Source organism: Gandjariella thermophila, from assembly GCF_005405885.1.
Taxonomy (GTDB): Bacteria; Actinomycetota; Actinomycetes; order Mycobacteriales; family Pseudonocardiaceae; genus Gandjariella; species Gandjariella thermophila.
In genome coordinates this window covers 1-11,302 of record NZ_BJFL01000068.1, presented here as the reverse complement: position 1 = coordinate 11,302, position 11,302 = coordinate 1, and the positions used below count along the sequence as shown (strand labels likewise).

At 70.9% G+C, this 11,302-nt stretch carries 9 protein-coding genes; 4 read left to right on the top strand and 5 right to left on the bottom strand.

Annotated elements, in window-relative coordinates; all coding sequences use genetic code 11:
* Window positions 1-164: 164 nt before the first annotated feature.
* The 4 genes from FFT21_RS27545 to FFT21_RS27530 form a co-directional block, all read right to left on the bottom strand.
* Window positions 165-1,268, bottom strand: a complete 1,104-nt coding sequence (locus FFT21_RS27545; protein ID WP_137816841.1) for a hypothetical protein — start codon at window positions 1,266-1,268, stop codon at window positions 165-167.
* Between the two features lie 4 nt (window positions 1,269-1,272).
* Complete coding sequence (locus FFT21_RS27540; RefSeq protein ID WP_137816840.1) at window positions 1,273-1,656, bottom strand: hypothetical protein; 384 nt, start codon at window positions 1,654-1,656, stop codon at window positions 1,273-1,275.
* A 38-nt stretch (window positions 1,657-1,694) separates the two neighbouring features.
* Complete coding sequence (locus tag FFT21_RS27535; RefSeq protein ID WP_192909795.1) at window positions 1,695-4,865, bottom strand: CHAT domain-containing protein; 3,171 nt, start codon at window positions 4,863-4,865, stop codon at window positions 1,695-1,697.
* A gap of 264 nt (window positions 4,866-5,129) precedes the next feature.
* The gene (locus FFT21_RS27530; RefSeq protein ID WP_137816838.1) at window positions 5,130-6,692 is read right to left on the bottom strand and encodes a class I adenylate-forming enzyme family protein; all 1,563 of its coding nucleotides are present in this window, start codon (window positions 6,690-6,692) and stop codon (window positions 5,130-5,132) included.
* Between the two features lie 193 nt (window positions 6,693-6,885).
* Between FFT21_RS27530 and FFT21_RS27525 the strand changes: the two genes are divergently transcribed.
* The 4 genes from FFT21_RS27525 (at window position 6,886) to FFT21_RS30835 (ending at window position 9,830) form a co-directional block, all read left to right on the top strand.
* Window positions 6,886-7,719, top strand: a complete 834-nt coding sequence (locus FFT21_RS27525) for a uroporphyrinogen-III synthase (protein WP_192909794.1) — start codon at window positions 6,886-6,888, stop codon at window positions 7,717-7,719.
* A gap of 60 nt (window positions 7,720-7,779) precedes the next feature.
* The gene (locus FFT21_RS27520) at window positions 7,780-8,220 is read left to right on the top strand and encodes a PPOX class F420-dependent oxidoreductase (RefSeq protein ID WP_137816836.1); all 441 of its coding nucleotides are present in this window, start codon (window positions 7,780-7,782) and stop codon (window positions 8,218-8,220) included.
* 408 nt (window positions 8,221-8,628) lie between these two features.
* Window positions 8,629-9,228 (top strand): SCO2207 family protein, encoded by a 600-nt coding sequence (locus FFT21_RS27515; RefSeq protein WP_371856874.1) that lies wholly within the window; start codon window positions 8,629-8,631, stop codon window positions 9,226-9,228.
* A 347-nt stretch (window positions 9,229-9,575) separates the two neighbouring features.
* The gene (locus FFT21_RS30835) at window positions 9,576-9,830 is read left to right on the top strand and encodes a class I SAM-dependent methyltransferase (RefSeq protein ID WP_371856873.1); all 255 of its coding nucleotides are present in this window, start codon (window positions 9,576-9,578) and stop codon (window positions 9,828-9,830) included.
* Between the two features lie 154 nt (window positions 9,831-9,984).
* On the opposite strand, the gene FFT21_RS27505 is transcribed toward FFT21_RS30835, so the two are convergent.
* The gene (locus FFT21_RS27505) at window positions 9,985-10,488 is read right to left on the bottom strand and encodes a pyridoxamine 5'-phosphate oxidase family protein (protein WP_137816834.1); all 504 of its coding nucleotides are present in this window, start codon (window positions 10,486-10,488) and stop codon (window positions 9,985-9,987) included.
* Window positions 10,489-11,302 lie beyond the last annotated feature (814 nt).

Here is an 11,302-nt window from a genome sequence, read left to right as displayed (position 1 = left end):
CTGTAGTAGACTGGTAACGCAACGGCCCCGCCTGTAAGTCGTGTTCTGTGGTAGGAAAACGATCTTACCTGATCGGGGTCGTTGCCCTACTTTGAGGTGATCAAGCCGGCCTGAATAACGCTCTTTGGTCACCACTTGGTCCGGCAAATCGGGCCGCACAGTGATCACAATACCTGTATGGCAGGCGGCGGGTCGTTGTTCACGGGGGACTCGGGGACCGGGTCGAAGCGGTATCGGAGACCGGCCTCGGCCAGCGTGCCCCAGAGGGCGGCGGTGACCCGGGGGCCGGCCTTCGTGCGTTCCTGCTCCGGGGATTCCGGGCGCGGCAGGTGCAGGGCGTCGTACAGGTTGAACCGGTACAGGTCGTAGCAGGTGACGATGAGCCGCCCGAATGCGATGCCGCGCGGCACGATCCCGAACCAGTAGCTCACCACGGGAATCAGCACACCGATCGGGACGGCCCACCAGCTCAACGGCGTCCAGACCAGAAAGAGAACTCCCCACAGCCAGCCGCGAGCCGCGGTATCCAGCGCGGCACGGGCCTGGCTCAGCTCGGTGCGAGCCTGCTGCGGCAGCGTGTGCCACAGCGCGTTCCAGCAGACCACCGCGTCCATGCCGTAGCTGGTGACCGGCCGGCGTTCCGCGGCCCGCAGCGCATCGCCGAGGCGGGTCGGCATGCGCAGCTCGTCGCGGTCGGGCGTGGTCCGCAACCACTGCAGGTCTTTGCCGAGTTGCGTCGCCTCCTGCGCGGTCAGCGCGTCGGCGGCGGCGCTCTCCAACTCGGTGCGGCGCTGCGGATCACGCGCCGGGTCCTGGCGAAGCTGGCGCAGCTCGGCGTATTCGGCGACGCTGAGGCGACCGCGGCGCTGCCGGAGCTGCAGCGAGCGGGCACGGTTGCGCGCCTTCTCGTACCGCCGCTGCCGGTGGGTGACCATGCGGCGCCGCAACCACTGCGGCCGCGCCCAGTAGCCCTCGAGGAACCGCAGCACCGGCACGGTCAGCCGTTCGGCCACCACGGCGGACGCGGCGACCACCACCAGCCCGCCGACCACCAGTGCGCCCTGGACGAGCACGGGCAGACGCCCCAGTTGCTCGGCCGTTCTGGTGATTTCGGCGACCCATCCGCTGGCGGCCACCCCGGCGCGGTGCACGTCCCACCAGAGCAGGCTCAGGCCGCCGACCCAGAACGCGAGCGCCGGGGTGAGCACCCGGGCGACCCAGCGGCGCGCGAGTTCCTCTCCGACGCCGGACCAGAACGCGTCGAGCATGGCGTCAGTCCTCCACCAGATCCATCCGGACACCGTGCGTCGGACACAGCGGCGGCTGTTCCGGAATGGCCAGCAGGACTTCGTCGTGGTCCCGCTCCGGGCAGACGTAGTAGAGCCCCAGCTGCGCGTTGGGCGTGCCGAGAACGTCCACTGAGGACGTCACCGTGCGAAGAACGTCCTCCGCGCTGGCGTCGTGCTCGCGCATCCACCGCCGGGTCGCCGGATGCGAGGCCAGCGCCTGCAGCAGAGGCAGCCGACCATCCGCCTGGTCGGCCAAAGCCGTGGTGATCGCCTCGGCGACCGGGGTCCGCTCGTCCGGGTTCGGAATGAGGTCCGGCAACTCGGTCAACAACCGGGCGGTCAGCTCGCGCAGAGTGGTCTCGTCCATGGTTCTCCTTCTTCCCGAACCTCGTCGTGGCGGCCTGGTCAGACCCCGATATGCGCGAAGGTGGCCCACGTCAGCGGATCGGCGTGGTCGCGGTCGTCGGGCTCGGCATGGTTCAGCGCGGCGACGTACTCCTCCACGACGTCCACCGGAAGCGCCGGGTCCGTGGTGAGGCTGTCGATCCAGTGCTGGCGCTTCTCGCCGTTGGTGGTGTCCCGCAGCCACTGCTGCGCCGCGCGGAGCGCGGCTGTGGGCGCCTGCCCGCCGCCCGCCCACCGCCGGGCGAACTCGGTCATCAGCATCGCGGTGGCGCGGTCGGGCACCGCCCACTGGGACGCGACCACGCCGGCGACGCCGGCCTGCAGCAGGCCGGTGGGCAGGCCGATCACCTCGTCGAGCAGGTCGATACCGGGCAGCGCGGTCTCGCACGCGGAGAGCACGGCCAACCGGATCCGCAGGCGCATGTCCATAAGCTGCCGGAGGTCCACCGGCCGTCCGGCGAGGAGCAGGCCGCTGTGCAGTGGGTCGGCGAGGTCCGCCTGACCGTGGCAGGCCAGCAGCAGGATGTCCGCGTTGGCGGCGTGCCGTTCGAAGGCCAACGGGGTGGCGCGGCGGCCGGGTAACTCGGTGGCTGTCAGCCCTGCCCCGGCGGTGAAACCGCGCGACTCGTACCGGGCGAACGGCAGTGGTGGCGCGGCCACCGGCGCCGGATCGACCACCGCGAGCAACCGGCGGTCGACCACGGTGTCCGCCAGCTCCCGGGCGGCCCGCAGGGCACGCGCGTTCGGTGCGTAGCTGATCGCCAGCTCGTCGAGGGCATACCGGCGTCCGGTCGGCCGCGCCGAGTCTTCGGTCCACGCCGCGTGCAGTGGGAGCAGTCCCAGCAGGCCGCCGGCCACGAACACGGCCTCGGGACAACCGGCGAGGCTGTCGAGCACCGGACCCACAGCGACCGTCCACAGCCAACTGCCCGTCGAGGCGAGCGAGCGCGACCAGCCGTCCCGACCGGTTTCGGGACTGTTCCGGTAGGCGGTGTAGGCGGCCAGGTGTGCCTCGACGCGGCGCCGCAGGTCGTCGGCGGTCAGGTCGTCCAGCGGCACGGGCGTCGCGGCACCGTCCCGCACGACGAGCGCGAGGCCACCGTGGTCCGTGGCGGCGAAGTACACCAGCGGGCACCGCGCGGCGGCCTGCGCGACGAGGTCGAACGTCGGCGGTGCGAGAAACTGCTCGGCCACCTCGCCCGGCTCCACCCCGCGGCGCCGGTGCAGGGCCTCGGCGAGCAGCATCGCGCGGCCGTGTTCCAGGGCCACCACCGCCCGGATGGGGTCGCCGCGCCGGGTGTGCGCGAGGCCGGCCGCCGCCGGTAAACCCTGCGCGTCCCCGAGCCAGCTTTCCTTGTCCGCGCGCAGTTGCTGGCGGCCGACCAGCCGCGTCATCGCCGTCAACCCGGACTCGTGGGCTTCGACCGCCTCCGTCCAGCAGTCCCGCCGCGCTTCCCAGTCGCCCCAACGCATCGCCGCGGCGAGCGCGTGCTCCGGCCGGGACGCGAGGCCGGCGGTGACCGCGGCACGGTACGCCTCCCGCGCGGCGCTGACGTCCTCGGCGACGTCAGCCGTGCGCCGCGCGGTCCGGGCGGCCAGGCTGTCGGCCAGCCCGACCTGCAACAGCACCCAGTCGACCGAGGTGTCCGGGACCTTGCCGACCGCCCGTCGCTGCGTGTCCACCGCCCGGTCCAGGTCGCGCCCGTCGCCGTCCAACTCGAACCGGGTGAGCAGGTCGACGCCCAGGTTGCCCCGGTACAACGCCTCGTCCAGGGATCCGGGCGCCGCGGTGTCCACGGCCCGTTCCCGCAGCTCGATGCAGCCGTCGATATCCGCGCGCGCTCGCGTGGCGTCGAACCGCAGCGACAGCGCGTTGGCGTGGCTGTTGAACGCGGAGGCCCGCACCACCCACGACGTCGCGGTCCGCGCGGTCTCCTCGAACAGCGCGATCGCCCGATCAAGGTCAGCCGAGGCGCGTCGCCGGCGAAACCGGTCAAGCAGGCTGATCCCCAGGTTAAGCGTGCGATCCGGATTACGCGGGCACCCGGGCCCGAGCACCTCTTCCTGTACCGCGATCGCGTCGTCCAGCGCGGTGAGCCGGCCGGTGTTGGCGAACAGTTCGTGGAGCGCGGCGGCCAGGTTGGTCAGCGCGGCTCGGCGGTCGGCCGGGTCCGGCATGTCCTCGGCGCTGCGCCGCAGGTCGTGAATCGCGGCGTCCAGGAGGGTGCGGTCGCGGGAGTACCGGTACAGGTCGGTCAACGCCGTCGCGAGGTTCGTGGTGACCCGGGTGTGGCGCTGCCCGTCGACGGCGGGCAGCACGTCGCGGTACAGCTCGACCGCCTCGCGCAGCAGGCCGATGTCGTTGTCCCCCTCGGCGCGCTCGTGGAGCACGCCGGCCAGGTTGACCGTCGCCGCGACGTAGCTCTCCCCGCCCTGCCGCCCCAGCTCGCGGGCCGCCCGGAAGGCGTCGGCTGCCTCCGCCAGCAGTCCGGGCTTGGTCACCGCGCGTCCCTTGGCGCGCAGGGACAGACCGAGGCTGTTCAGATATCCTGCCCGGTCTTCCGGGTCCGGGTCCTCGCTGTCCAGTGCCGCACGGAACCGCTCGATCGCCCGGTCGAGATCGTCCACTCCGGACCCACCCGGCGCGGTGGCCCGGGCGTGGTAGCAGAGACCCTGGCCGTGCAGGGCGACGTCCAGCCGCACGCCGGTGGCGCGTAGCCCGGCGATCGCGGCGTCGAACAGCGACAGCGCCCGCCGCAGATCGGCCGGATCACGGTCGCGGTCGTAACGGTCGCTCAGCGCGGTCGCCAGGTTGGCTCGGGCACCTGGCAGGTTCGGATGGTCCGCCGGCCATGCCCCGACGGCCCGTTCCGTCCAGTCGATCGCCTGATCGAGATCGGTCGGCTCGGCCTGCTCGGTGCGTGCCCGCAAGGTCAGCGCGGCTGCCCCGAGCGTCCACACGAGCGCCCGAACCGGGCCGTCCAGGTCGGCGAAGCCCGCCGCGTCCACCCATCCTCGGACCGTGCGCACCGCGGTGGTGAGCAGTTCCGGCTCTCCGCCCCGCTGGAACTCCACCAGCAGCGAGCGCACCGCATCCACCGCGCTCCCGCCCCCGGTGTCGGCCACCTCGCCCCCTCGCAGCGTCGTGTCGCAGCACAGTGGTAAGTACACGGACTGCTCGTCGTTCCGGGCGGCAGAACCACGCGGACCCGTTGCCGGCGACGGACTTTCCATCGCTGCGGCACCGCAGGATGCTACGCGCGGCAACCACACCGTTACCTACCGACCGGTACCGCGAGAGCGTCGACCGCTTCCGCCCGGTTTCCACACCGACGGGCCACGGGGCTCAAACGTTCCGCAATTCCGGTTGCCCGAGCCGTCCGACGCCACAAGGCATTGGCGAGCAGGGCAACCGTCGTGCGGGAGTGACCGGCGTCAGCGTGCCGCCTGCTGGGCCGCCGAGCGTTCGGCGTCGGCGCGGACCATGGCGCGGAGGCGTTTGCGGTCGAGTTTGCCGACGCTGGTCAGCGGGACCTCGGGGACGATGCGGATCTCGCGCGGGTACTTGTGCGCGGCCAGGCGTTCCTTGGCGTACGCGGTCAGCTCGTCGGCGGTGACGGTGGCTTCGGGGCGCAGCGAGACGAAGGCGACAACCTCCTCGCCGAGACGCGAGTCGGGGCGGCCGACCACACCGGCCAGGGCGACCGCGGGATGGCCGAGCAGAGCGTCCTCCACGTCCCTCGGGTAGACGTTGAACCCGCCGCGGATGATCAGATCCTTCTTGCGGTCGACCACGTACAGGTAGCCGTCCGCGTCGAGGTGGCCGATGTCGCCGGTGTGCAGCCAGCCGCCGACCAGTGCGGCCGTGGTGGCCTCCGGGGCGTGCCAGTAGCCGGACATGACGCCGGGCGAGCGGACGCAGATCTCGCCGTCCTGGCCGGGCGGCAGCTCGTGGTCGTCGTCGTCGCGGATCGTCACCTCGACGCCGGGCACCGGTGTCCCGACGCTGCCGGGGCGGCGCGCGTCCAGCGGGTTGCCCGAGATGACCGCGCCGGTCTCGCTGCAGCCGTAGCCCTCGTAGATCTTCGCGCTGGGCACCCTGGCCTCGAACTCGGCCCGCACCTCATCCGCCAGCGGGGACGCCCCGGAGGTCACCGCGACCAGCGCGGAGAGGTCCGCCTGCTCCAGCGGCTGGGTGAGCAGCATCTGGATCATCGACGGGACCAGGGCACTGCGCTGCACCCGGTGCGTCTCCGCCAGGTCGACCCAGCCGGCCGGGTCGAACCAGCGCATGAGGATCGTCCTGCCCGGTTGCTCCTGGTGCATGCCGACGCAGGTGACCAGCAGGCCGTAGGCGTGCGCCAGGGGCAGCGGGACGAGGCCGGTGGTCAGGTCGTCGCGGGCGGACGACTGGTAGGCGGCCGAGCCGCACCAGTAGAGGTTCGCGTGCGTCATCGGCACACCCTTGGAACGGCCGGTGGTGCCGCCCGTGTACAGCAGCGCGGCTAGGTCGTCGTCCGCGCGGTCGACGATGGAACCCGGTTCGTGCGCGGCCAGCTCGGCGAAGTCGAACCCCGGCACGGGAAGCTGGTCCGGCGAGCCGCCGACGACGGTGACGAACCGGACCGTGGGCACGCCGCGCGCCGCGGCGCCGACCTTCGGCGCGAACTCGGCCGTGGTGACCACGCCGACCGCGCCCGAGTCGGTGAGGGCGTGCCGCAGCTCGTCCTCGCTGACCAGGAAGATCAGCGGTGTGACCACACCGCCGGCCCGCCATACCGCCTGATAGGTGACCAGCACTTCCGGGCAGTTCGCCATGAGAATGACCACCCGGTCGCCGGGGCCCACACCCTGGCCGATCAGGCCCGTGGCGAGCCGGGCGGCGCGATCGGCCAGCCAGCCGGAGGAGTACCAGGCGCCCTCGAAGAACAGGGAGTCGTAGTCACCGTGCCGGTCCAACTGGCGGTCCGCCTGTCGGGCCAGGTTCCGCTCACCCATGGCCAGTCCCCTTTGACTGAACACCGTTCGGTTTTCCTGATGGTGCCCGGCACACGATCCCGCGGCAATGGCCCGAGCGAAGGTCAGCGCGTGCACCCGTGGCCGTGGTCTCCGCACTGCGCGGGCGAACCGGGATTGTGAGCCGCCGCCGAATGGAGCAGGCTGGTCCTCCGTGATTCCCGGTCAGGAGCGCGTGGGCGGACCTCGCGTCGGGGTGACCGGCGCCCGCAAGGGCGTCGAGCTGGTGACCGCGTTCGAGCGGCGGGGCGCGCACGTCCTGCACGGCCCGACCCTCGGCGGCGACAAGCCGGTGGACGACGGCACGCTGGCCGCCGCGATCGACCGGCTGGCCAGGCTGCGGCCGCCGTGGTTTGCCGCGTCGACGGGCACCGGTGTGCGGCTGCTCACCGAGGCGGCCGAGCGCACCGGCCGGCTCGACGCGCTGGTGCGGACGCTCGCCGGTGCCACCGTCGTCGCGCGGGGCACGAAGGCCGCCGGCGGGCTGCGGCGTCTCGGCGTCGACCCGGCCTGGGTGGCCCCCGACGAGCGCGACGCCCAGGTCGAGGAGTGGCTCGCCGCGCGGGTGCGTCCCGGCGAGGTGGTGGCCGTGCAGGTGCACGGCGCGGGCGGCCACCCCTACGGCGAACTCGCCCGGATCGGCGTCGAGCTGGAGATCATCACGCCCTACGTGTCTACTCCGCCGGAGGACCCGGAACCGGGCACCCGGCTGGCCCGCGCGGTCGCCGCCCGGGACCTCGACGTGGTCACGTTCACCTCGCCCGGAGCGGTGCACGGGCTGGCCGCACTGGCCGGCGCCGCCGGCATCGCCGAGCCAGTGCGGGCGGCGCTCAACGGACCGGTCGCGGTCGCCGCGGTCGGCCCGGTCACCGGGCTGGCCGTGAGCCGGGCCGGTTACGCGGTCACCATCGAACCGGACAACCCGCGGACCGGCGGCCTGGTCCGCGCGGTGATGAGCTGGTGGCAGTCCCTGCCGGAGAATCGGCCAGCGGTCGGATCCGACGGTTGACCTCCAGTTAGGTCGAGGTCGGATGCTGGGCGCGGCAACCCACCGCGCAGGAGGAGCACCATGCCCTTCACCGAAGCCGAACTCGCCTACCTCGCCAGCCAGCGCCTGGGCCGGCTGGCCACCGCCCAGCCGGACGGCACGCTCCAGGTGAACCCGGTCGGGTTCCGCTACAACCCGGACACCAAGACCATCGACATCGGTGGCTTCAACATGGCGTCCACCCGGAAGTTCCGGAACGTCGCCGCGAACGGCCGGGTCGCCTTCGTCGTTGACGACATCGCCTCGGTGCAACCGTGGCGGGTACGGTGCCTGGAGATCCGGGGCACCGCCGAGGCGATCGGGGCGCCGACCGACTCGGCGTACGACCACTCGATCGGCACCGACGGGGCCATCATCCGCATCCACCCGGACCGCGTCATCAGCTTCGGCATCGACGACCCCGACCGCGAAGCGCACGACCTCGTGCCGAACAACCGGGACGTCACCGAGTCCACCAACTGACCGGACACCGGTACGCCGCCCAGCCGGAGCCGGACGGGTGTCGACAACGTCGCCGCCGTGGACAGCGGCCTGTTCCCGGGTGTCCACGGAAAGCTACGGACGCCGTCGAGAGGCCGGCCCGCCGACATTGAGGTGATATTTCCGTTGCTCCAAACGGCCGAGGAATCCACCGAGGAACGCGGAAAGAAAGTGTTCTTACCCTTTCGCGTTGCCAACTGGACACCGTCCGCGATGAAATGCTTTGGCGGTTGATCTGATCGTCCAACTGAGAGGTCTAGACCCTTTGAACCCATCTCGTTACCGGTGCGTACTGGAACGGCGACCCCGTCCACCTAACGAGAGGAGACACACGTGTCTGCTCGACGTCGACACCGCAAGCCCGCCATCATCGGCGCCGGCGCGGTGGTCGTGCTCTCGGCAGCCGCGGCGATCGGATTCACCGCTTTCAGCAACCCGGAAAGCCACGCCGCGGAGAACTGCGCCGGCCTCGATCAGGCGTTACAGAACAACCTGAACTTCATCGCCGCCCAGCAGGCCAACCCTGACGCGCAGTCCGCAGCCAGAATCGCCAATCGGCAGGCCGTGGTCAACCTGATCCAGCAGCGCCGTGCCGCCGCAGGGTGCACGAACAACATCACGGCCCAGGCTCCGGCGTCGTCGCAGGCGGCCGCGAGCAGCTCGGCACCCGCCCAGGCGGCCGGGGCGGCGAACAACAACGCCGGTCAGGCCGGCAACGCCGCCGCCAATGGGGGAGCCGCCGGCCAGGTGGTGTGCCCCGGTTCGACGGTGACGCTGTCCGGTGAGGGCGGCGCGCCCGCCGCGACCAGCAACCAGTTCCCGGTGGGCACCACCCTGAAGGTGACCAACCTGGACAACAACAAGTCCACCACGGTCAAGGTAAACGGGGTTTCCGGCAGCTGTGTGCTCCTGAACAACGCGGCATTCGACCAGGTTCGCGAGGCTGGCAAGAACCTCATCCGCCACGCGCGGATCGAGAAGGTCGGCTGACCCGCCGCCGGTGGTCCCCTTCCCGCCGGAAGGGGACCACCAGCGCGCCGCTGTCCCGGCGGCATATCCGTTGTTCACGCCCGAAGCCCCGGCCGACAACGGCGCGGTGGTCTCGCGGTAATCGGACCGCAGATCTCCTCGGCCGGCCCTGGCTTCATCAGCCACGAACTCGACGCGCTGTAACGGCCGCTCTGCGGCTGCTCGCCGCAGCCGATGACTCCGCGTTCGGCAAGCTCACGACTGCCCGATCGGCGCGGCGGCTACCGTCATCCGGGTGGCTGAGCCTTCGTACCTGACCGCTGCCCGAGAGTCCTACGACGCTGTTGCGGAGGAACTACGCGGCGCTTGTGCCGCCGCTGTTCGAGCAGGAGCCGCTGGGACGGGCGATGCTGACCGCGTTCGCCGAACTCGTCCGTGCTGACGGCGGCGGCGTGGTGGCGGATGTCGGGTGCGGTCCGGGTCAGGTCACCGCATACCTGGACTCGCTGGGCTTGTCGATGCTGGGTGTCGGCCTGTCACCGAAGATGGTGGAGGTCGCCCCGCCGCAGACATCCAGAACTGCGGTTCGAGGTGGGCTCGATGACCGCCCTGGATCTGCGTGACGGGGAACTCGGCGGCGTCGTCGCCTGATGGTCGATCGTCCATGTGCCGCCGGAGGCACTGCCCGTGGTGTTCGCGGAGTTTCATCGGACCCTGACCGTGGGCGTCGCCGGCATGGAAGCCCACCAGCATTCCTGGGGTGATGGGTGGCGACGATCATGGCCGCTGCTCCCGGTTGCGTTCGGCGAGCTCCTTCAGAAACTTCGGCATGCGACCCGCGCCGAAATCGTAGAAGCGCACCCAGCTCGGCACGATCGCGATGCGGGCCATCTGGTCGTACATCTCACGGCAGTTCTTCTCGAACTCGGCGGCCGCCTCGGCGCCCATCGACTTGCGCGCTGCAGCGAGGTACTCGGGTACCAGGCCGTCAACGATCTCGACGCTCGCCCGCCCGCGCACCGACAGCGCCCGTGCCTGCTCGGGCGTATCACCCCCATCGATCGACAGCGCAACGTCAGGACGAGCCCTCAGCGCGGCCACCTTCGGCGAGGTCGTGGCAGTCGAGATCACGAACTCCGTGCCCGTCCAGAAGAAGCCGACCGGAATCACACGCGGTGTTCCGTCCTCGGCGTTGTAGGCGAGGTGGGCCATCGACGTCGCTGCCAGCAATTCCTGCGCGCCGGCCGCGGACAGTTCGGCGACGATGACGTGCTGCTCCATTGGCGTTCGCCCTTCCGTCGCGCGCCCGTCGCGCGCTCGCAACATGAGCTTACGCAGATCATCTGGTTAGCTGTCGTGGCTGGGGTGTGCGGGAAGCGCCTGTCGATCGGTGCCCGCTCGTGACCAGCGCCGTACGCCGACACTGGCGAACGTACGGGGGAAGCGGTAAAAATTTTGGGTGGTAGCGATCATGCAGCCTACCCGCGCCAGCGGCTCTGACCAGGCGCTTTGGTGGGGCAGGTGGGACTCGAACCCACGACCTGACGGATTATGAGTGTCCAAGGTCACACAGAATGGGTAGCAGCCTGGGCATACGTAGCCCGGTCGCGACTGGCCGGCCGACCGGGGAGGCATGGTTGGCGCCGCCCCATGGACACGCCCATGGACAGAAGAGTCCATTATGGACACCTTCATGACAGTCCAACCCTCCGACTTCGCCCACACGACCTCCCACCTCGTACCGGCAAACCCGGCGACACGCGATCGACACGGGAAAGCGTCATGCTCCTCCGCTGTGCCAGAACGCCAACCGATGCCTGCGACGGAGCACCGGGAGCCACTTGCCCTGACTTTTCACGGCGGTCGGTGAGTGGGTGGGGAGGTTGTGTTTTGTTGTGGTGTGGCTGGTTTTTGTGGCCTGGGCGTGGTGGTTGCCCGGCTGTCGGGCCGGGTAGCCGGGGGTTCCACAGGCCCCGGGGTCCTTTCTTTGGTCGCGGGGACGGGTTCGTGCTGGTTAGGGCGCTTGCGGCAGGGAGGTGATGCGCTGCCATGCGTTCACGATCTGGTTGGCCCAGGGCCAGGTGCGGGGAACTTT

Coding starts and splice junctions, on each gene's coding strand:
- FFT21_RS27545 (WP_137816841.1), bottom strand. CDS start 1,268: ATGCTCGACGCGTTCTGGTCCGGCGTCGGAGAGGAACTCGCGCGCCGC.
- FFT21_RS27540 (WP_137816840.1), bottom strand. CDS start 1,656: ATGGACGAGACCACTCTGCGCGAGCTGACCGCCCGGTTGTTGACCGAG.
- FFT21_RS27530 (WP_137816838.1), bottom strand. CDS start 6,692: ATGGGTGAGCGGAACCTGGCCCGACAGGCGGACCGCCAGTTGGACCGG.
- FFT21_RS27520 (WP_137816836.1), top strand. CDS start 7,780: ATGCCCTTCACCGAAGCCGAACTCGCCTACCTCGCCAGCCAGCGCCTG.
- FFT21_RS27505 (WP_137816834.1), bottom strand. CDS start 10,488: ATGGAGCAGCACGTCATCGTCGCCGAACTGTCCGCGGCCGGCGCGCAG.